Source organism: Veillonella parvula (assembly GCF_042850485.1).
In the GTDB taxonomy this organism is placed as follows: domain Bacteria; phylum Bacillota; class Negativicutes; order Veillonellales; family Veillonellaceae; genus Veillonella; species Veillonella parvula_Q.
In genome coordinates this window covers 80,001-103,324 of the sequence record NZ_AP031417.1, presented here as the reverse complement: position 1 = coordinate 103,324, position 23,324 = coordinate 80,001, and the positions used below count along the sequence as shown (strand labels likewise).

The following is a 23,324-nucleotide window of genomic DNA, read 5'->3' as shown; positions in this document are numbered from 1 at the left end:
GCTTTTAAACAGAAAAGTGCTCTACGTTTACAACACTTGTAAACGTAGAGCACTTTTATTTTCAGTACGATTTATTCAGTTCGTTGTGCTTCATAAGCTCTGAATAATTTAGATAATAGTTCAGGAGCCAATCGCAATAGCTCTGGGTTTTCACAGAAAGACACACGCAATTGTGTTTTACCAGGGTTATTATCGCCATTTTTACCGCTATAGAAGCCATTGAGCGGCGCCATGAGGAGTGTATATTCCTTGCCATCATCAAGGCTTACTGCACCGTGTTCGGCACACCAAGAAGCAAATTCTACACCATCAAAGCCAGGTTTTGCAACCTTTCTCACGTCGATTACAAAGTAAATAGATGCTTCAGGGCGAGACACGATAAAGTCCGGTTCTGCCTCTTTAAAGCCTTTGTGGAGTTCAAAGATCATTTGACGATAGTAGTCGCGTTGTTGCTCATACCAGTTGTGCAATTGCGCGTAGGACTCATGTTTCAATGCGCCAAAGATATATTGGCCCAATGTATTAGCGCTAAGATTTGCCGTATATTCCGCAACAGATTTTTCATAACATAATTTATTATCCGTAATGATAGCTCCAATGCGAAGTCCGCACGCATTCCAAACCTTGCTAGCCGTTTCAAGGCTGATACGGCGGCCTTCGATGCCAGGCACATCTTTATCGGTTAAGGCCCAAATGCTAGATGTTTCTTTCCCTTTTTCATAAGCCAATTCACGGTACGCTTCGTCAGAGATAATCCATAAATTATGTTTAACGCACAATTTAGTATATTCAATAAGCGTTTCTTTGCTAAATAATTGACCTGTAGGATTATCATAAGGAATGATAAGCAACGCTCCAGGTTTTGTCTCGATAATGCGTTGTTCAACAGTCTCTACAGAGGGCAATTCGAACTCACCATTTTCATTGAGCTCCCGTTCTACAGTAACCGTTTTACGACCAATGCGAAGACCTACTGCATCATAGTTTGTATAAGAAGGGTTGAACATCAATAGAGGGCGTTCCTCTTCGCCGGCACCACCACATACGCCGAGCATGATGATTTCCATTGCCATGGATGCCCCATCTGTTACGAGCACATCGAGACCTGTTGTATCAAAGCCTTGGCTGCGCAAAATGTGAAGGAATGCTTCTCGACACTCATCAGTGCCCGTAGTTGGTACGTACGGCACAATGCCATTGTGGAACGGGCTATTGACACCGCCCAAATCAAACAACCTACGCTGCATGGCGGGATGCATAGGACGCATTACATTGCCAATAGAACCATTCACCAAGATAGGCGGGTTCTTACGTTCCAAGAATTTAATTTGTCCTAGGCGAATGCCAGACGGCTTCCGAGCCATCATATACGGCGATAATTCTGGTTGTTTCATTTCGATCCAACTCCTCTAAAAATCAACCTTCTCCATTGGAAGATTTTGATAACTGTGAAAGTAACAAAACACTTACTATACAAGCAAATATACAAGTACATCAGAAAACATAAACTATGAATACCTATAGATAGATACATAATATTATAGAGCTTTTACTATAGAAAATCTATAGTTTTATAATATATACTTATTTACCTATACCTAATTTATCGGTTATTGAAAATAGCTCTCATGGTACTTAGTGCGGTCTCAATATACCATCAAAAACTATAATAAAAATGAAAGAGCCCCACAAGAGGCTCTTTCACCATGATATAGATTACATTTTGAAGCTATACAAATAACTACGATGTAATTGTCAATTATTAGTATAGCTTTATAATCGAACCATTGCAGTAGTTATATCTATTAGATAGTCACTTCTACACCTAGACGGAAGTTGCGACCTTGACCTGGCCACCAGTCACCAGGGTTACCCCAACGAACGCTAGATTGTTCCGCATAGTATGTATCAAAGATATTATTGATACGACCAAATACAGTAACATTTTCGCGTACCCGATAGTTAGCGCTGATATCAGCCAACCAGTATGTTTTACGTGGAAATACATTATCTGCTGTACCAGGACGATTGATAATACCACGAATATCCAAATGAGCATCCCATTTAGCATCGTTGTAATCAAGGCCTGCGTTAACAGCATGTTTTGGTACATATCCATCACGGTTTGCTTTGCGAGTTGGTGTTGCATCGATATGAGTATACGTATAGCCAAGACGTGCGGACAAGTGATTAGTCAATTGTTTACGCACATCCGCATTGATGCCACGAGCTTTTTCAGTGTCAAAATTGCGATATTGACCTGTGAAGTTTGCCGGATCAGTCATAACCCAACCGATCTTATCCTTTGTACTACGGCTAAAGAAGCTGAGATTACCATTCCAAGTTTTACCGAATTTATGGTGTACACCTAAATCAAATTCATGACCTGTTTCAGGTTTCAAGTTGCGGTTGCCATTGAAACCATCAAATAATTGGTATGGTGTAGGTGCCAAGAAGTACTCTTTATACGCAGCATACACATTTGTCTTCTCATTTACATCATAGCCAAGGCTGATGGATGGAGATGTATGTGTACCGAAAGCAGAATGATGGTCTACACGGATACCAGGCGTTACAGTCCACTTAGGAGCGAATTTCCATTCATCTTGAATGAAGTAAGACGCATTCGTAAGCTTGACGCCACCCATGTTAACCACTTTATCTTGACGCCAGTCGAAGCCGCCTACTACAGTATGGTCTTTCGCTTTATACGTAATTTGATCCCCAATACCACGAGTCTTCACATCTGTTAAGTACCCATCGTATGTTGTTTTATAGTGATTGTTCATCAAGTATAATTGATGGCTCCAACGATTGCTGATTTTGTTGTTCCAAATAGCGCGTAAGGAGTCATTTGCTTCATTACCATAACGAATGTGATTAAGGGCACCCAAATGGTCGGAGTACATTACATCACCACGATAAGTGTCGTAAGATATTTTTACATCGTTCTTATCATTGATTTTATTGCCCACCATGAAGGATGCAGTATGGCTGTTGCCATGTTGAGGAACGCGCACGCCATGACCATCTTTGTAGGAGCCAATGATATCTTTTTGTACGCCTACACGCCAGTACCAATCTTTTTTGCTACCTTCGTTTGTAATAGCGTATTGCTCTAAATCATTGCTACCGCCCATCACACGAAGTTTAGTTTGTACACCTTGCTCAGGTTTTGCAGTGATTACGTTTACTACACCACCGATGGCACCGGAACCATACAATGTAGAGCCTGCACCACGTTGAACTTCAATGCGATCAATACTAGACATATCTTTCAAAATAGTCATCGGCGGATTCACACCAGCCGCCCCCATATTGATGCCGTCTACCAAATACAATACTTGGTCAGACCCATTGATGCGGAATGCATTGGAGTTCGTGTAACCTACGCCACCACCATACGTATTAATATCTACGCCTGGTACGATATTCAAGGCTTCGTTCATATTCGTAGCATGGCGCTCACGAATATCGTCGCCTGTTACTACGCCTACACTAGCTGGCACTTCTGAAAGCTGTTGTTCACTACGAGTCGCCGTAACAACAATGGTATGCGCTTCTTTCGCATCATCAGCGTCAACAGCTAACACACTAGGTGCACTCAATGTGCTACCAAATACGAGAGCTAACCCTACATACATGGATAATCGTTGCATTCTTGATACTTTCATAAAAACCTCCACACACACTAAATCACTTGTCAAATATATTTTGTGCCATAGAAACCATTGCACGAGTCATAAATTGAGAATAACTCATGACCTGCGAGGAATCTACGAGGAACACACGACGATTGGCGATGGCCTTAACCCCCTGCAAAGCAGGGTCAGAATAGAGTTGCTCTGCCGTTGCTGGCGTAGTACCATCCGAGGTATAAGCCACCGATGGGATGATGATAATGTCTGGATTCGCTTTAATTAAATCCTCTCGCGTCCCATTATCAAAAGGCCCCAAGCCTAATTGGGCGGCCGCATTGGTAACCTTCAGATATTTAGTCATATCATCAAAGGTTGACCCTTTGCCACCGGTTAAACCAAATTGCGTATAAAATGCTACTACAGGGCGTTCACCGGTATGTTTATTTGCTAACTCTTCGACAGTTTTCAAATCTGCATCCATGCTAGCAATCATCTTTTCATCCGAAGCGTGTAAGAGTCCTGCAATTTCATGGATAACTGCTTTTGCTTCTTCTACCGTAGTCGGAGTCTTATAGACGTAAACGGGAATCTGCATATTCCGCATTTCCCCAATTGCATCTGGAGATATCCAGTTTGGAACTAATACTAAATCAGGTTGTACTGAAAGCATGGATTCAGCAGTTGCTTTCACATGCGTCCCCACCTTAGCAGACTCATCAGGTACATTATTAGGCACGGTGCCAACGGCTACCACTCGGCTCGGATCAACCAAGGATAACACTATATCCTCTGTACTCGCAGCAATAGGGACGATGCGCTTCGGCTCACTAGGCACCGTAACAGTTACACCAGTGCCATCCGTAACTTGATGTGTCGTGCCCGTTGTCCCCGTCTGCGTAGGACCACAACCGACCACTAGAAGTACCATCATTACTATGGTACATATAATAGATATTCTTTGCTTCATACTAACGACCTTCTATAACCCCTTCCATGGAAATAAATAATGATTGCAAATCTTGTAATATCTCTGGGGATGCGTCCCAATAACCACGCTGAGAAGCCTCTAATAAGATTTCTGTAATGCGCTGCAACGCCCAAGGATTTACATTGCGCATCCAGTCTTGTACCGTCTTGTCTAAAGCATACTTATTAGCATACCCTTCATAGACCCAGTCTGGTACGACATCACTCGTAGCATCCCAACCAAAGGTATGGGATACGACATTCGACATATCCGATGCCCCTTTGTAGCCATGTTTCATCATGGCTTGAATAAATTTAGGGTTCTGCGTTTCCCCTTGCACGACGCGGCGAATTTCGTCACCTAAAGGCCTCATCACAACACGACTGCGGTCTGAGCTATCCCCCACATAGGCGCGCGGCGCACTGCCCTTTGCGGTGCGCACCGCTGCAATGAGACCACCATGATAACTATAATAATCATCAGCACTCATAATATGGGTTTCTCGATTATCTTCGTTCTTAATGGTCACATCCATCGTGGTTAATCGACGTTGGAATAGCCTCATGTCCTGAGGAATGTCCTTGTGCAGGTGAAAGCTACTCCACTGGCTATAAACTTGAGCAATATCTTGTAAAGACTCCCAGTTTTTGCCTTCAATCAAGGCACCTACACCCGTGCCATAAGCTTGGGGCGGATCGCCAAAGATGCGGAGTCTAGCCTTTTTAGTAGCCAATAGAGGGTCCTCACCTTGCTCAACGAGCCAGTCTACATCATCGTGAATATGCTTTTTCACGTAGTTGTCTTCCAACGACTCATCTAATTCTGCCACCATTTCAACGGCTTTGTCGAGCCAGCCGATAGCAGTAGGCATCATATCTCGAATGAGGCCACTGATGCGGCCCATCACGTCGATACGAGGGCGTTGTAATTCATCTAGCGGAATAACCTCGAGACCTGAAATACGACCGTTAGATTGCCATTTAGGACGAACCCCCAACAAGTAGAGGAATTCACCTAAACACTGACCATGACTTCTAGAGTTGCTACTAGCCCATAAGATAATCCCTATCGTCTCGGGATAGCGCTGTTCATTTAAAATATAATCAGCCATAACTTGATCTGCAAGCTCTATACCTAATTGGTAGGCTATCTTTGTAGGCAAGGCTCTTTCATCTAAACCATAAAAGTTACGACCCGTAGGTAATACATCGACTTGACCACTCGATGGGGCTCCACCGGGACCAGGTTCAACATAGGTTCCTTGTAACGCTTTAGAGATAGAGCTGAGCTCATTTTGGGTTTGACCTAATTTAGGTATATACTCACGAACTATGGCATCTACCAAAGGCTCTAAACTTTGAGGCGCCTTATAATCTGGTTTATGTATAATATTAGACACAAACGCTCGTAATTCCTGCCAAATTCGATCGATAATCACATTATTACGAATTCCGTCATCATTGACTTCGCCAGCATGTTGCTCTAGATACGACCAATCATACCCTAACTCAGCGGCTAGCGTTTCAAGACCTGATGCAATATCTCCTTGAGGGGTCCGTATGATAGCGGTAATAAATTCTTCTAAATCTGTCCCCTTAGGGCCTTGACCCAAGATATGTAAACCATTGCGCATTTGCATATGCTTTAAGTCGCTTAGCTTTTCGTGAACTTCTGTAATTATATCGTCCACCACCATAGTAGGTCCCTTTTCTTCATCGATAAGGTGACAGGCCAGGGCCTTTTCGCGAATCACTTCACCTATGTCTGCTACACTCTCAGGATGCTCCTGTTCAAAATGACTATGCTCATCTAGTAAAGCTTCTAGCTCTTCAAATTCATCGTAGAGCCCCGCCGTCGTCATCGGTGGCGACAAGTGGCCCACTAAACAGGCTGAACTACGCCGTTTTGCTTGTATACCTTCCCCAATGATGGTTGTCCAGTACGGGTAAATATTTGGCAAACTAGAGATACCGATTTCAGGATAACAGCTAGCGCTAAGACCAGCCCCCTTACCTGGTAACCATTCTAAGGAGCCATGTGTGCCTACATGAATAACCGCATCCGCTTCAAAGACATTCCGAACCCAGTGGTAGAACGCCAAATATTGATGCGGTGGAGGTAAGCAAGGATCGTGATAGATGGCAGATACATTCTCTCCGAAGCCGCGCGGTGGTTGCACCGTAATCCACAGATTGCCATTTGAAAAACCTGGAATGATGACTTCATCATCGTAGACAAATACATCTCCTGGGGCCTCCCCCCAAGATGTAACCATAGCTTGTTGCGTATCTGCTGGCAGTGTTTCAAAGTATGCTTTGTAATCCTTACTGCTCAAGCGACCTTCAGCCGAAGCTAGCAACTCATCGGTAAGCATGGAGCGGTCGTTTGTCATGTGGGATGTAACAATGTCCATTAAATCTGCACTCGTATCAGGCACAGAATCTATCGTATAACCTTCCTCTTTCATCTGTTCTAATAATCGTAGCACCGACTCAGGCGTATCAAGGCCTGCTGCAGAACCAATATTAGAATTCTTAGGCGGATAGTTGTGTAAAATAATGGCTATCTTTCGCTCAGATACAGGAATATACCGCAACTTAGACCATTTAATAGCTCGCTGAACGACGGCCGCAATGCGCTCTTTCACAGGTAAATACACATAGTGACCACGCTCATCAAAGGTCTGACAAGCCACTACACCGCCTTGAATAACACCATCTAACTCAGGCTGTGATATGGATAAATTCACATCTAACGGCGTAACTCCTTGTGGATTCTCAGCCCAGGATTTCTCATCCATGTATATGGTATACCCTTGAACGATAGGTACGTCCTGTAATTTTAACTCCTCCAAGGTTTGAGCCCCTAAGGACTGGAAGGAGAATTTACAAGTATTGATAAGCACGTCAAAGGGGAATATATCCTTCCCAAAAAGATGGTTCATGGACAATTTCATATTCGGAATGCCTACGCGAGGATTCGAACCGTATTGCCCATAAAAAATAATCGGATTGTACTGATGTTTGTAAATCTCTTCAAATAAGGCCTGTTGATACTCAATATCCCCCATGATCCATTCGTCACGGTAAAAGTAGACCGCTATAGATGGCCAATCTCGATGCCCTTCGGCATCCATAAACTCATCATAGGTTTCGTAGATATTGCCTTCTCGACCCATAATGGCTTGCCAAGGAATAGGATCTGGCTCTTCCCATTCAGAGGTAGGTTTTGTACTGAAAGCACCGTTGATTAAGCGTACATAATTCATGACCCCACTGGTTCGGCGGTAGCTTTCAAGAAGGACCCGTTTATCCTCATCCAAATTGCGATATATAATATCTGTTTTCTTAGGTTCTACTACATCAATCCAGTATTTAGGATGATGTGCATATAACCAGCGTTCCAGACGTTCTAAGAAGGGCGAGTCTAAACCAACCCCCATATTCGTTACCAGAACTACATCGGCAGCGCGTAAGCGACTTTCAAAGTCAGCATCCCATTGAGGAGGCTTTTTCATATTGCAAAGGTCCACCTCGCCCTGTAAGAGTTCCGGGTAAGTAGCAACAGCTTTTTCTATATATTGGATTTGTTTTCCTAAATTAGAAATATACAGGAGTCGACTCATGATCTACCTCCGCGATACGCTCAAAATACTATCTGATGTAATGGAATCCATGGCATAATAACTGCCATTCATCAATTTACACAATTCCTTAGCTAGGCCGAGCTTGATAAAGCCCGTTTCCGTATCAATAACGATACAATCTACAGGCAAAGTGCCAAGGATACGAGCCCATTGCTTGGACTCCGCTACAGGGTCCTCAGAATCACCCGACGTAGCTCGACCATCGGTGATACATATAATCTGAATTCGTTCCGCCCGATGGGCACGCAACAATCTATCGCACATAGTATAGGCTACTCGTAAACCTTGAGCTAAAGGGGTCTTTCCCCCTGTTGGCAATTTTGCTAACAATCGCTCTGCTCGCTCTACGCTACGAGTGAAAGGTAATAGTACCTCTGCTGAATCCTTGCGAAATGCAATGAGTCCCACCGAATCACGGTGAATATAGGAGTCTCGCAATAGGCTCAAAATTGCACCTTTTGTCGCCTCCATGCGATGTCGTGCCGCCATAGAGCCACTGGCATCCACTACAAAAAGCTGGTACGCACCGATCCGCTTTTCACGAGCTTTTCGGCGGTAATCTTGGGGTTTTACTACAATAGATAGCCCTTTTAAATCATGACGCTCTGCTTGTGGGGCCCTTTGACATAAGCATTCCGATGTAACAGATCGCTCTACCACATTTAATGGGGTATCTGCCTGTAATGGCGTTACCCTTTCAACGGCTCGCAATCGTTGATACGGTGCGGCTGCACGTAATGTATCAATTAAAGCTAAATCCTCTAAAGCACGTTCATCTTGATAGGCTCGAATCATGCGCCCTCTAATGTCCTTTGTTTTAGTCATGAGGCGCCGACCGGAACCCTTACGGTACTGACGGTCTACTGTTTTAGAAGATTGCAGTTTCCACTGAAAAAATTGGTTAGCTATACGGGCAACAGTATCTGGCAAACATGAAGAAGATATTCTATTAGATAGGTCACCTTGAGTATTCATTGAATCAGAATCCTCTGACTCATTCTGTGTAGAATCCGATGTTTCTAGAGCATTGGACCCACTTGATTTACCATCATCAAAATCTATATCATTTGAGTCATGTCCATCAGCATTTGAATTGTCCTGTCCATTAGAGTTTAGCTCGTTAGAATTGGATTCATCACACTTGGAGTCTCCGGAATCAGCGTTATTCAAGTTATCTCCATCGGAATCATCCGTTGTTTCCGTACTCTTCTGCGACTGATTTTGATCACTTGCACTATTTGATTCCTCTCCTTGTGAGGTCTGAGATTCAGGTATATCATTGCGCTTCATACGGTGCGGCAATACATAAAGAGCTGCTTGTTCTGCATGTAAAGGCTTACAGTAAGAACTGCCATCAAGAACTGCTAGAGATTTCATAACTTGTAACAATACATATTCTGCATCATGACCTACGGTTCGAGCTTGCAATGCATAGGATATAGCCAGTGAAAGCATAGCATCAGAAACAAATATAGATTGAACTCGTTTAGGATCTATTAGGCTTAATATATCCTCAGATGAAGGCTCAATTTCATCTCGCATTCGTTGTAACACCTTCACTTTAGATTGTAGTGTAGGTGCGTCCATAGATACATGCACATCTACGAGTTCCCACTCCGCATCATCTAAGGTTCCATCCTCATGGTTTACGGTCATAATGAGTAGTATTTGACGAAGTTTCGCTTCTACCAATAGTGTATGACGGACTTCAGGCGACAGAACGTGAGCATCATCGACAACCCAGCATCGATTACTCGTATCACCTAATAAGCCAGATGCCATAACCATCTTACCCTGTGCAAGGGATGCTTCAAAATCGATGGACTCTTGTAGTTGTGAAGTATCTATATAAACAGGTATCAAACGATATGGAATTTGCCATTTCTCGAGGCACTGACGAAGTACATAGCTTTTACCAACACCGGTACCTCCAGAAATAACAATGGTATGAATCTGGTCGTTTACAAGGCCTATTTTGAGGGCCTCTTGTACAGATGTTTCCATAACTAGCCCTCAAGCACTGCCGATACCACTGTATCAATGCGCTCCTCATCGTAACCTTGTTCTTCAAATGGCAAGCGACGTAAGCGATGTTTTAAAGCTAATCGTGCCGCCACCTTGAGGTCTTCCGCTGTAATTTGGTTGCGACTGTGAAAGGCTGCATGAGCACGAGCCGTATGCATCATCGTAATGTCTGGGCGATGTCCATCAACGCCGACACCTATGCTGATACTCGCTATTTGCAACAACACATCATCAGATGGGATGATGCCTGGCAATACTTCACGAGCTTGTAATAAACGTTCGTGCAGGCTACGTTCTGATTCCTTGTAAGACGCTACAAAGCTTTCAGCATTGTCGCCAAAGGCGAGGCGACGCTTGATTACCTCCATACGTTGTGCCGGGTCCTGTTCTCCATAGACCATAACAGATAGTCCGAAACGGTCTAACAGCTGAGGTCTAAGGTCGCCTTCTTCAGGATTCATCGTTCCTACGAGGATAAAACGAGATGGATGAGAGTGGCTCACCCCTTCCCGTTCTACCGTATTCACCCCCATAGCTGCCACGTCTAACAAAATATCTACAATGTGGTCATCTAATAGATTAACCTCATCTACGTAGAGAATATTTTGATGGGCTGCATGTAAAATACCCGGTTCAAAGGCTTTTACCCCCTCTTGTAATGCCTTTTCCAAATTTATGGATCCTACAACACGATCTTCCGTAGCATTGATAGGTAGCTCAACAACAGACATCGCTGATGCGCCTGTTTCCATAGGAGGTAACAGATTCGCTAACGCACGTACAGCCGTAGACTTAGCAGTGCCTTTTTCGCCTTCAATTAACACACCGCCGATTGATGGGTTTATGGCATTGAGCAACAAGGCCAATTTCATTTCATCTTGACCAACAATAGCAGTAAATGGATATAGCATACACCTAACCTCACTCAGATTCGCAATACAAAATAATCACCATACATAATAAATCAATAACCCCTAGGAAAACGCTAAGTATCGTAATCCATTCTAACTATTTCAGATTTGGATCAATAGACATTTCTGAAGTAACTTCGGTTTGTTTGAAGTCATCAATCTTTGTAGTTCCTTTTGGGAATACAAAGATACGTTGTTGTTTAAAGTACGGATCGTCATAGACCGCAGCCGATAAACGGAACGCATTTCGTAAATTTTCTGCCGTCAATACATCTCGAGGTGCACCTACATCAACGATGTGACCATCACTCACCAAAACGAGTTTGGTGCAATATTTGGCAGCTAACTCTAAGTCATGAACGACGATTAAAATCGTTTTGCCTTCGTCACATAATCGGCGGCCTTCATGGAAAATATCGTCAGCATACACTAAATCGAGCGCAGCCGTCGGCTCATCTAGTAATAAGACCTCTGTTTGTTGAGCTAATGCCTTTGCTAAGAATACCCGTTGTCGCTCACCGCCACTCAGGTTTTGTACGGAGCGATTACGCAGATGATAAACACCGACCTCTTTCATAGCCTGTTCAACGATAACCTTATCTTCTGGTCCCTCTTGTTGCCACCATTTAAGATACGGATAACGAGCGGTCATCACAATATCGATGGCTTCATAATCGAAGGAAACATTTACGGACTGTTGCATATACGCCACATGATGAGCGATTTCCTTGTCGCTCAAAGAAGCGATGCTTTTACCATCCCACAAAACATCGCCACCAGACGTAGGATAGAGACCACGCAAGGTTTTTAATAACGTCGTTTTACCAGAACCATTAGGCCCGATAATGCCGACAAACTCACCCCTATCAATAGAAAAGGACGCATCCTTTAGAATGGTGGTTTCCCCTAATGTGACGGATAGAGATTGAACATCTAGTTTCATTAGGCCCCTCCTTTACTACGCAAGCGATGAAGTAAATAAAGAAAATACGGTGCCCCTAAGAGAGCCGTCATAATACCAACGCGAATCTCAATTGGTTGAGCAATGACGCGGCCTAATGTATCGCAGAATACGAGGAATAAGGCACCTCCAACAGCCGCCATAGGCAATAGTATTCGATGATCCGGCCCAACCAAAAGCCGTACAATATGAGGTACTACAAGACCTACAAAACCAATGGAACCACTGACGCACACCGCAGTAGCAGTAACGACAGATGCCAAAAACAGGAATAGCATGCGATACACCATAACAGGCAAACCCAAGGCACGCGCCTCTGTATCACCGAGAACGAGTACATTCAGGTGACGACCGAGCATCATTAATATAACGCTGCCCGTCATGATAGGCCCCACCGCTAGTAGAACGTGGTCCCAGCGACGAAAATCAAGTCCACCCACCATCCAAAATAGGAATTCACGCAAGCGGTATTCATTAATCATCGTCAAGATGCCCGATGTGAAAGCACCGAGCAGCATACTAACAGCTACACCAGCAAGCAACAAGGTGGTCGTGTCGAGCTTGTTATTACGCCATGTTAACAATATAGTAATCCCAACGGATACAAAGGCCCCTACGAAGGCAAAGGCAGGCATGTAAAACATGCCAAGAGATGTTACACCAAGGGCGATGGCGATAACCGCACCGAGAGATGCCCCTGCGGATACGCCCATAATACCTGGATCAGCCAACGGATTCGAGAATACCCCTTGCATAACGGCACCAGCGATTGCCAAGGCACCGCCTACGAGTAGTCCAATGATGAGGCGCGGCATGCGGATAAACCACAGTACAGCCTCTTGTTCAGCCGTAATAGGCTCCGTAAAACTCACAGGTATGCCCATGCCATTTAAAATACTTTGCACACCCCCTCCAATAGGAATCATAATGGTCCCTACATGGAGCGCCAATAAGCTCACGATACATAGCAAAACCCCAATCAAAGTTATCGCCATGATGCGTTGTGTCTGTTTAGTCATGAGAATTCCTTTCTAATTGAGGATACACAGTATACATAATGGCTAGCATCGCTTCCCCAATATGCTGATTCATAGTATATAAGTACGCTGCCGGTAAAGGCTTAACACGATTTTCCTTGATAGCCGGCAGATTTTGAAAGGCCGGATTTTTTAAATATCGATCCGCCAAATTCTTGTCCATTCCCTTATAGGATGGAATAAAAATGTAGTCTGGATTCATGGCTAGCACTCTCTCCTCCCCAAAGGGTATGTGCGGTGGTAAGCCAATCCGATCAGGTGCATTATAGATACTCATATAGTGACACATATCATCAAAAAGGCTTCCTGTTCCCGTATATCCGTCCATAGATGATACAAAGAGAACCGTCTTACGCTGCTCAATTGGAATAGATTCTGCTAGGTGCTTTATTTCATCTATTTCACGATGAATCTTCCGAATGTAAAAGCTACCCTTTTCATCTTCGCCGATAATATGAGCAATATCCATCACATTCTGAATCACTCCGTCCACCGTAGAAGGGGTAGGTACCACAACAGTGGCTATACCCATGTGCCGTAAACCATAGATAACATCAGCCGATATATAATCTGGAGCTATAACGAGATCCGGTTTCAAGGCTATGATTTTCTCCAAAGGATACGAACTCAACACTGGTTTTACCAGCTTTGCGCGCTTCGCCTCTAGCGAATATTCCTCATAGGTAGACAATTTATTAATGCCTGCTAAACGTTCTGGTTCTATAAGTCCTAATAAAATTGTGTCGACCGCAGAAGACAGTGATAAAATCCGTTTTGGATGCTCTGGAACAGCAACTTGAACGTCATCATGACTGTCAACATAACGAGTATATGGCGTTACATTTGCCTCCGATTGAGGTCCACAACCCGCTATACATACACAAAGGAGTATCATCAAACATATGAAAAATCCAATTTTCTTGTTCATGATGATACTCCTTGTATAGTTCTAATTAGTGATTACATAAAGACTAGAATTTTTGAGTATAGCTAAGTTGGTAATTAAATGGTTCATCCCAGTATTCCCAGTCGCCGTTGGAAATAACATTATGACGGTTTAACAAGTTACGTGCTTCTAGCCGCAAGGATGAGTTTTCATTGAATTGATAGCCTACGTATGCATTCCAAGCTATAAGATTTGGATTTGTACCACCATCGCGGTTCTTCATCCGTTTTGTGACAAAGTTGATGCTAGTACCTGCAGTCCAGGTTGAGCTATTGTAATGGATACCCCCTGTAAATTGCAATTTAGGGTTAGCTTGTTTCCAATAGGTCTTATCGATTTCTCGTTGTTTTGGATTAGAATACGACGCACCCACAGTCATTTTTAAGTGATCTGTTAATTTACGACCATATTGGGCTTCGATACCGACATTTCTATAGCGACCACCATTTACGCGAATCGTGTTTTTACCATTGCTATCCGGTTTCCAAGAGAAGAAGTTTTTAAAGTCCATATAGAAGAGCGCTACTTTCCAGCTATCTTTGTTAGTAATGTGTTTATAGCCTAATTCGTAATTCCAACCTTCTTCAGGTTTCAAATTACGTCCACTAACAGAGGCATAGCCTTTATTAATTTTCTTGAAAGTATCGCTTAGATTCGGCATTCTAAAAGCTTTACCAACATTTATATACATGGATGATTCCTTGTTGATACGATGTTGTAATTGGAACTGAGGAATTAATACGCGCTGATTTTTCACAGGGTCTTTAATATCCGAATAACGCAAGCCTAAAATACTAGTCCATTTAGGATTGATTTGATAAGAGTATGTACCATAAACGGCATAACTATTGCGATGTGGATTTCCATAGTACGGACCAGATGTGGTGCGATATGTTTCTCGTTTACCAAGTACACCCGCAATAAAATAGTCCTTACCACCGCGGAAATCCCATTCATGTTGTACATCAAAACCATATTGTCGAGCAATATAGTTATTATCACTCAACGTATATGCCTTTTTGCTATGTACGCGACTTTTACCATACAAATCTCTATCGTTGTAGAAGATTGTACCTGTAGTATTGCCATCTTTATAAACTAAAGACGCATTATTTTTAGTATCTTTATAAGCATATGTTGTAGAGTGAAGCTTTTGCTTAATAGGATTCGTTTCTGTACTTAACTGTCCAAAAGAAGAATTACCTTCAAAGCGGCTAAAGTTCAAAGTCAACTTATCATTTAATTTACCGCTCATAAATACACCTAAAGAATTCCCTTTGTTACGAGCTGTATAATATTCATACCCTCTAGCATAACCACCGATATCGGAGCGGATAGGGGTTTCAGGATCTTGAGCGCCAAAAAAGTTACGTTCCACACCTATTAAGAAGCGAGGCGTCCCATAGTTAATTTTATAAGTTTGGCGGCCCATATTACCAAAACCTATCGTAGCAGAGCCCCCTTCTTTACTTGGAGTCTTAGTAATTACATTGATAACACCACTCATAGCATCAGCGCCATATAAAGCAGACGCTGCACCTTTTAATACTTCAATGCGTTCAATAGAGCTAGTCGGAATAGAACTAAGGCCGCCCTTGCCATTGAGGTTCATCGGTACCCCATTCATAAGAATCAAGGATCCCCGTTCAAGGCCACGGATATTCACACGGCTATCCATAGCCCCATATTCAAGACCGGATGCACCATAGGAAAAAGACGTAATGCCTGGTACCATATTAACTGCATCAAATGCATTTTTAGCACCGCTATTAGCTAAGTCCTTTTGAGTAATAACATCCATCGCAGCCGGCGTATCTAAATCTAAAAGAGCCATGCGATTTGCTGTTACATTAATAGTATGGATTTCAGATACTCCATTAGATTCACTCGATGCAGCTGTAGTGGGAGTCTTATCAGCACTTACCTCTGCTGCATATCCATTCACAGACAATCCTATCAATGCTAAACCTACAAGTATAGATATACGATGCTTAATTTGTTGTCTCATACCAAATGCCTCACTTAACACATATATACATTCACACAATTATATAAACTACTTATTTGTATTATTACACATTTATTTGGCCCGCACAAAACCCATACCCCTACCGCTACTGCATTCTCGGGGGATTGTATCGTTAATACATATTAAAATTTTTGTGTATAACTTAATTCATAATTGAATGGTGCATCCCAGTATTCATAATCTCCATTGGATACCACATTATGACGATTCAAAAGATTGCGTGCATCGAGGCGTAATGTAGCATCTTTGTTAAAGTGATACCCAACGTAAGCATTCCAAAGAGCAATGTTAGGATTCAAGCCGCCATCACGATTGCGCAAACGTTTGGTAACAAAGCTAAAGGATGTACCAGCTTCCCAGGTTGGGCTTTTATAATGAATGCCGGTTGTAAACTGTAACTTAGGAGCCGCTTGTTTCCAATAGGTTTCATTCATTTCCTTTTGTTTTGGATTAGAATAAGAACCACTTACACTCATTTTGAGTCGATCTGACAAATGTCTACTATACTCAGCTTCAATCCCAACATTGTGGAATTTACCACCGTTTACGCGAACGGTTGGGCGACCATTTACATCAGGTTGCCATTGGAAGAAGTTCTTGAAGTCCATATAGAACACGTCCACCTTCCAGCTATCCTTCTTATTAAGACGTTTATAACCTAATTCATAGTTCCAACCCTCTTCAGGCTTAAGATTTTTACCACTTACTGCTGTATATTGGCGGTTCACGCTACGGAATGAATCACTCAAGCTAGGCATCGTGTAAGCTTTCCCTATATTTAAGTACATGGAGGAAGCTTTATTGATGGTGTGCAACAATTGGAACTGAGGCGTTAACACATGTTGGTCCTTAATAGGATCACTAATGGCTGTATAACGCAAGCCCAAAATGGCAGTCCATTTGGGATTGATTTCACGAGAATAGCTACTGTACACCGCATAGGTATTACGATGAGGCCGTGTATACACAGGGGCATGTGTGGCACGATAGGTTTCTTGCTTACCTGTAACACCGGCAATCAAATAATCCTTACCGCCTCTAAAGTCCCATTCATGTTGTACATCTATACCATATTGACGAGCTACATAACTGGTTTCGGTCGGCTTGAACTGTTTAGCACTATGAACACGGCTTTCACCACGCATAGTACGGTCATTATAAAACAATGTTCCCGTCGTATTATCATCTTTATAAATCAAAGATGCATTATTACGGTCATCCTTGTAATGATATGTCGTAGAATGACGAGCCTGTCTCACAGGATTTCTTTCTGTACTAATCAAACCAAAGGAGGAACGGCTTTCAGCGCGAGTATAATTTAAGGTTATCTTATCTGAAAGCTTACCGCTCATGAACACACCTAAGGAATTACCTTTATTGCGCGTAGTGTAGTAATCATAACCCTTTCGGCCTGTATAGTCATACCGCACCGGTGTAGATGGATCTTGAGTCCCCCAGTATTTTCTATCGATACCAACGAGGAATCGATCAGTACCATAAGAAATATCAAATCTCTTGGAGCCTCGATTACCTACAGCTACCATAGCAGAACCGCCCTCTTTTGACGGCGTTTTTGTAATAATATTTATAACGCCACCCAAAGCTTCTGCACCATATAAGGTGGAGGCTGCCCCCTTCACGACTTCGATGCGCTCAATCGCACTAGTAGGTATAGAGCCAATTCCGCTCTTACCATTTAAGTTCATAGGTACACCGTTTACAAGAACAAGTGCACCGCGGTCGAGGCCACGAATATTCGTACGGCTATCCATGCCACCAAAATCTGCGCCAGACGCACTAAAGGAATTAATGGTTACACCCGGTACATTGGCGACCGCATCAAAGGCAGTCTTAGCGCCGCTATTTTGTATATCCTCTTGGGTAATAACAGAAGTCGATACCGGTGTATCTAAATCTAATAACGCTGTACGATTAGCTGTTATATTAATAATATTTGCCGCCTCTTGACTTTGATTAGTTGTTACATCTACAGTATAACCATTAGTAGTCACACTAAATAAACCTATCATTGTGGCCGCATATACATATTTATTCATTCCATTTATCATCCTATATCTTCTATTAAAAACTATTTGAAATCTATTAATTTATAGCTTAAATACTGCAACAACGGACAATTTAGTGTAGGGGATACGAGTATCCTCATATCCCCTACATAGTATATTTTCCATATTAAATTTGCTTTTCATTGATTCAATTTCAACTAAATCGAGCTATTCAAATCACTACTCAAAGCTATATCTTATATAAAAAACATCTGATTTAGGTTCGCCAGTTGTATTTATAGCACCACCTGACCTAGCTGCAAGTGCAAGTGCATCATTATCTAGGAGACTAGAGCCACTGCTTTCTTCAATTCTAGCACTTACATAATTACCTTCACCATCAAAATAAACTCTAATAGTAACTACTCCGGTAATACCTCGTCGAACAGCTTGTGGCGGCATTACTTTATTAGCATCTAAGCTAGCTCGGTATTCAGAAACATCAAAGTAACCCGTGCCTTCCGTATTACTAGTACCAGGATTTCCCCCTTCTGAGCCTGGCCCATCATTAGCTTTACCACCATTGCCAGCGTTACCACCACCAGGGCCTGGTACATTGCCACTGCCTGGATTGCCAACAGGATTATCAGTATTACCATTCAAATTGACTGATGCCGTCTCATTACCACCTAAGTAAGGATTCAGATTTTTTAAACCTTCTGTGGGCTTTCCCGATAAATCAGGCAACACACTACCTGCTTTACCACCCCCTGCGACGGGTTTGTCGTCAGGTTGAATCTTTAATTTCTCAGGATCTTTCTTCTCTTGAGGAGGTTCTTGCTGCCCCATATCGAGATTGATAACCAAGTCTTTTTTTGGTGTTTCTGGAGGTTTTATATGACCAAACCAATCACCTACAACACCCCAATACGCAAGATTTAATACCAATGCAGCTACGAAAGGAATTCCATATCGTTTATCTACCATAGAATCACTTCCGTTCTGTAGCTACACTAACAAACCGAGCACCACTAATTTTAAGATTATCTAAAATATTGATAACGTCCTTATACGCAATATCCTCAGAAGCACGCACAATAAATGCCTGTTGAGGTTCTTTTGCAACAATACCTTGAATTTCATTACCTAATTGATCAGGGACAATCTCACGTTCATTCAAATACATCTTATGTGTAGCTGTTAATGAAATTGTGATAGGCTCAATCGTCTTTGCAGAAGAAGAGGAAGCCTTTGGTAAGTTAAGAGGAATTTGTTCCTCTGTATTCATATACAACGTACTCATCATGAAAAATACGAGCAAGAAGAAAACGATATCAATCATAGGTATAATCATGATGGTAGGTTCTTTTTGTATGCCTACTGAACTACGTTTCATCGTTGACTCCTAATATATAAATCCATAATAGAACCTAATTTTTGCTCTAACTTTGCGATATCTGAATTTACTTTATCTGTGCACCAACTATGGATGGCTAATGCTACGATGGCTACTGAAAGCCCTGTTGCAGTGGCAACCAGTGCTTCGGATACGCCGCCTGTAATAACAGTAGGAGCACCAATATCGCCACCAACGGCTGCGAAGGAGCGGATCATGCCAACAACAGTACCCAAAAGGCCAAGTAATGGAGCCATTGTTACCATCATGCTAAGCCAGTTAAGACCACGTTTTAAACGTTCATCCATGTACCCTACCACATCATGTAAACGATTCTCTAAACCTTCCGCACTATATACAGACTCCACGATAGGAGACACAAATCGACTCAATGCGTCATTACTATTTTTTATAGAATTCTCTAGAGTAGACCAATTATTACTATTACGGCCTGCATCAATGCTATCGGACAACTGCTGTAACTCATGATTGATGTTTCTGTACGTACGAATACGTTCAAATAAAATAGTACATGCTGCTAACATGAATAGTACAAGTGGATACATAACGAAACCACCTGCATTAAATAGGTGAATTGTATACTCCATCATAGCCTCCATATAATGTATAAAATTACGTGTTATTTAACAAAAAAATGGTCATCTATATTATTAGATTAACCACCAACATTGACATTATCCTATAAAGCATATATAAGTACAATAACCCTATACCCCCTACCGTTATGATATTTCTATAAGATTCCATTCTAACCACATATTTCATCCACCTTAAATATACATCTATCCACTATATATAGACAATATTAAGTTCTCGCATAAAAGCTTCATAATTATTATAAAAAATATAATAATTATATCTATTAAAACTATGCTCAATAAGATAATCTATCATATTTTATAGTCGAAAATCATTATAATTCACGTTCCACCATCAAAAATCTTTTTGTATTTTTATGAGCTTATTATTACTCCATGAATATAATTTATTCACACATGAATAATACTTATACTCTAAACTATCAATGTCCTTACGGTCCATTAATGACTCCTATAACGCTCAATATATCTTATAAACTTATAAATAATATACTCAAGTCACAAATTGGCAATCTATATAAAAAGAGGACTAAGCCTTAATGGGCTCGGTCCTCTGATTATTCTGATTATAATAGCATAAATCCTTATAGAAAATTATATGCCATGTATAGCTCTTATTTATTTTTTGGCTTTATCAGCTTTTGCCTTTTTATTTTCTTTTACCTTTTTAGGCTTTTCTTGTTTAACCTTTACTGGTTTTTTCGCATTAACAGCAGAACCTGCAGGTTTTACAAATGCATTATTAAGATTTGTTGCCACTTGTAATGCTACGTCCGCATTTGGCGTAGAAACAATGGATTGACCAGCTACCGTTACAGTGTCACCACTATAGGATGCAGAACCTGGTGTCACTTGATTGTTATGATACAATCGTGCCAATTTACCAGCCATGTAATAAGCACGCTCTTCGCCTGTGTAGCGGCCACTACCTGCTGGAGTATAGATATTATCACCGTTTACGTACACAGTACCATTCGATACGTTTACATGATTCCCAGAATATGTGTACATACGAGAAATATTATTGTTCACCCGATCGGACAACTTTGGATGGTTATTAGGTGCTACCACCTGTGAAAGCCCTTCACGGTAGTGTTCCCCCACTTTGTTGCGCAGTACTGCCATAGAACCAGCTGCACCACCCACATTGTATGGAGATTCACTTAAAATCTTAAAGCCTAACTCATCAGCGGCTTTTTCTTGGCTCATCGTAAACACTTGATTGGATAAGTAATTACCTGCCACATTAGATAAAATAGCCGCACCTTCACTACCGCCAGCAGCAATGCCAACCGCTGTAGAAAGACCGATTTGCTTCTTAGCACCATTAATAATATCTTTATGCTCACCATGAGAGATTTCATGAGCCATTACATAGGCCAATTGATCATCATCCAGTGTATCTAGAGCACCCTTGTTAATAGACATAACACGACCAAGTGTGGCAAACGCATTAAACTCCTCATCAGGATTTGCATATACAACATAAGAACGCTTTACACTAGGTGTCGCCTCTAATGTCTTCATGATTCGATTTACACGCTCTTGGGCTGCACTATCGTTTAAGTAACCAGTTTTCTCTTTTGTGCGCGCCAAACTCTCCTGTTGCCCCTCTGCAGAATTATCCATTTTATTTAATGCAGTAGATACGTAAGCCATAGCAATAGCACCACCAGCTAAGGATTGTACCGCAGCAGATGCAGCATTAACAGAAGCCGTTTGCATCATAGTAGGTGCCATTGTCACTGCCATAGCAATAGATAAAGTAGCCGCTGTAAGTTTCTTATTCATTCTCTCAACCTCTCAAAATGATAAATATATCACTCATAATTTACATACTATCTATATAATATAAGTTTAGTGTAAATATAAAATGAATAATGGAACAATCATTCATCTATCATAAGATGTTGCAAACTGTTATAGTTAATTCAAGCATTGTTGACTATTGATCTGTCGTTACTGGTTTAGCTGAAAGTACTATCGCTTCTTTACCATCTTTAGAAACAGCACCACCATGTGTATAGCCTACTACATCAAAACCCGCCTCAGCACACTGCTCTGCGATGCTTTCATAATTTTCATTCTTACCACGCGTACATGTAGAAAGATGTACCGCAGTAACACCTTTTTTCTTGAAAGACTCAATCTTCTTGGCTAGATCCCCACCGCTATGTGTGAACCCCACCAACTCAATATCCTCATCAGCATAACGCTCAAAAGAATCCGCTTTATTCATAAATGCTTTCAAACAACCGCCACAAGAACAGCGCTGCATTGTATCCTCATTCACGAGAACCGCAATTTTCTTAGCCATATGACCTCCTATAAATATGATATAAGCCTAAGTATACCATATCCATGAGAAAAATATGTGCTTCAAAGCACGATAATTAATACTAATTATATAAGTAACTCCTTCAACGTCTACTGCTTTGCTCATTAGTTCCCTTAAAAGAATAAAAATCCATACAAAAAAAGACACACCCTTCGGTGTGCCTTTAATTAATCAGCGGCTTCCTATCCTCCCAGGCCGTCTCCAGCCAAGTACTTTCGGCGTTTATGAGCTTAACTACTGTGTTCGAGATGGGAACAGGTGGATCCTCATAGCCATCGCCACTGAATCTGTCAGAGTTTGTACTCTGAAAACCACATAGAAGGTATATATATTTGTTGCACATTCTGCTTAATGTTTTATTATATGTTGCGTCCCATGCTCAAAGTACACGTCTGGAGGATTGCGTCGAAGCCTGTGGATTTCACATCGTGAAATCTTACGTTTCGACGTAAGCGACTCCACGCAACTTGTGCGTCACGTTGCTCCTTCAAGTTGGTTACGCTGCTTAAGTAAAGCCCTCGATCGATTAGTACCAGTCAGCTCCAAACCTCACGGCTCTTCCACACCTGGCCTATCTACCATGTCGTCTACATGGGATCTTACTAGCTTATGCTATGAGAAACCTCATCTCAAGGCTGGTTTCACGCTTAGATGCTTTCAGCATTTATCCGTCCCGAACGTAGCTACCCAACTGTACCCTTGGCAGGATAATTGGTACACCAGCGGTTCGTCCACTCCGGTCCTCTCGTACTAGGAGCAGCCCCCTTCAAGTTTCTTCCGCCCGCGATGGATAGGGACCGA

16 protein-coding genes and 2 rRNA genes (1 of these 18 only partly in view) are annotated in these 23,324 nt (G+C 42.0%); all 18 read right to left on the bottom strand.

What is annotated here, in order from left to right:
• Positions 1 to 71: 71 nt before the first annotated feature.
• Positions 72 to 1,394, bottom strand: coding sequence for a pyridoxal phosphate-dependent aminotransferase (locus ACGHIY_RS00300; RefSeq protein WP_390525545.1), 1,323 nt, complete (start codon positions 1,392 to 1,394; stop codon positions 72 to 74).
• A 411-nt stretch (positions 1,395 to 1,805) separates the two neighbouring features.
• Positions 1,806 to 3,674 (bottom strand): TonB-dependent receptor plug domain-containing protein, encoded by a 1,869-nt coding sequence (locus ACGHIY_RS00295; RefSeq protein WP_390525544.1) that lies wholly within the window; start codon positions 3,672 to 3,674, stop codon positions 1,806 to 1,808.
• Between the two features lie 22 nt (positions 3,675 to 3,696).
• Positions 3,697 to 4,608 (bottom strand): ABC transporter substrate-binding protein, encoded by a 912-nt coding sequence (locus ACGHIY_RS00290; RefSeq protein WP_390525543.1) that lies wholly within the window; start codon positions 4,606 to 4,608, stop codon positions 3,697 to 3,699.
• 1 nt (position 4,609) lies between these two features.
• A complete protein-coding gene (gene cobN, locus ACGHIY_RS00285) occupies positions 4,610 to 8,233 on the bottom strand; it encodes a cobaltochelatase subunit CobN (RefSeq protein ID WP_390525542.1) in 3,624 nt (1,207 codons plus the stop codon).
• A 3-nt stretch (positions 8,234 to 8,236) separates the two neighbouring features.
• Positions 8,237 to 10,258, bottom strand: a complete 2,022-nt coding sequence (locus tag ACGHIY_RS00280; RefSeq protein WP_278470892.1) for a VWA domain-containing protein — start codon at positions 10,256 to 10,258, stop codon at positions 8,237 to 8,239.
• A gap of 2 nt (positions 10,259 to 10,260) precedes the next feature.
• The gene (locus ACGHIY_RS00275; RefSeq protein WP_008715104.1) at positions 10,261 to 11,190 is read right to left on the bottom strand and encodes an ATP-binding protein; all 930 of its coding nucleotides are present in this window, start codon (positions 11,188 to 11,190) and stop codon (positions 10,261 to 10,263) included.
• 97 nt (positions 11,191 to 11,287) lie between these two features.
• Positions 11,288 to 12,133, bottom strand: a complete 846-nt coding sequence (locus ACGHIY_RS00270) for an ABC transporter ATP-binding protein (protein WP_278452080.1) — start codon at positions 12,131 to 12,133, stop codon at positions 11,288 to 11,290.
• Positions 12,133 to 13,170: a FecCD family ABC transporter permease gene (locus ACGHIY_RS00265; RefSeq protein ID WP_390525541.1), complete on the bottom strand. Its 1,038-nt coding sequence runs from the start codon at positions 13,168 to 13,170 to the stop codon at positions 12,133 to 12,135. Before ACGHIY_RS00265 ends, ACGHIY_RS00270 begins: the two co-directional genes overlap by 1 nt.
• Positions 13,163 to 14,116 (bottom strand): ABC transporter substrate-binding protein, encoded by a 954-nt coding sequence (locus tag ACGHIY_RS00260; protein WP_390525540.1) that lies wholly within the window; start codon positions 14,114 to 14,116, stop codon positions 13,163 to 13,165. Before ACGHIY_RS00260 ends, ACGHIY_RS00265 begins: the two co-directional genes overlap by 8 nt.
• A gap of 43 nt (positions 14,117 to 14,159) precedes the next feature.
• Positions 14,160 to 16,142: a TonB-dependent receptor plug domain-containing protein gene (locus tag ACGHIY_RS00255; protein WP_390525539.1), complete on the bottom strand. Its 1,983-nt coding sequence runs from the start codon at positions 16,140 to 16,142 to the stop codon at positions 14,160 to 14,162.
• 143 nt (positions 16,143 to 16,285) lie between these two features.
• Positions 16,286 to 18,232 carry a TonB-dependent receptor gene (locus ACGHIY_RS00250; RefSeq protein WP_390525538.1) on the bottom strand — a complete coding sequence of 649 codons (1,947 nt, stop codon included), beginning with the start codon at positions 18,230 to 18,232 and terminating at the stop codon, positions 16,286 to 16,288.
• Positions 18,233 to 18,409: 177 nt separating this feature from the next.
• A complete protein-coding gene (locus ACGHIY_RS00245) occupies positions 18,410 to 19,156 on the bottom strand; it encodes an energy transducer TonB (protein WP_278452075.1) in 747 nt (248 codons plus the stop codon).
• A gap of 4 nt (positions 19,157 to 19,160) precedes the next feature.
• Positions 19,161 to 19,565: a biopolymer transporter ExbD gene (locus tag ACGHIY_RS00240; RefSeq protein WP_004694375.1), complete on the bottom strand. Its 405-nt coding sequence runs from the start codon at positions 19,563 to 19,565 to the stop codon at positions 19,161 to 19,163.
• A complete protein-coding gene (locus tag ACGHIY_RS00235) occupies positions 19,562 to 20,173 on the bottom strand; it encodes a MotA/TolQ/ExbB proton channel family protein (RefSeq protein WP_118091152.1) in 612 nt (203 codons plus the stop codon). The genes ACGHIY_RS00240 and ACGHIY_RS00235 overlap by 4 nt, the downstream gene beginning before the upstream one ends.
• 630 nt (positions 20,174 to 20,803) lie before the next feature.
• Positions 20,804 to 21,976 carry a M48 family metallopeptidase gene (locus ACGHIY_RS00230; protein ID WP_315296460.1) on the bottom strand — a complete coding sequence of 391 codons (1,173 nt, stop codon included), beginning with the start codon at positions 21,974 to 21,976 and terminating at the stop codon, positions 20,804 to 20,806.
• A 154-nt stretch (positions 21,977 to 22,130) separates the two neighbouring features.
• Positions 22,131 to 22,502: a CGGC domain-containing protein gene (locus ACGHIY_RS00225; protein ID WP_004694380.1), complete on the bottom strand. Its 372-nt coding sequence runs from the start codon at positions 22,500 to 22,502 to the stop codon at positions 22,131 to 22,133.
• 190 nt (positions 22,503 to 22,692) lie between these two features.
• Positions 22,693 to 22,809, bottom strand: a 5S ribosomal RNA gene (gene rrf / locus ACGHIY_RS00220).
• A 220-nt stretch (positions 22,810 to 23,029) separates the two neighbouring features.
• Positions 23,030 to 23,324, bottom strand: a 23S ribosomal RNA gene (locus tag ACGHIY_RS00215); it runs 2,640 nt beyond the window's last position.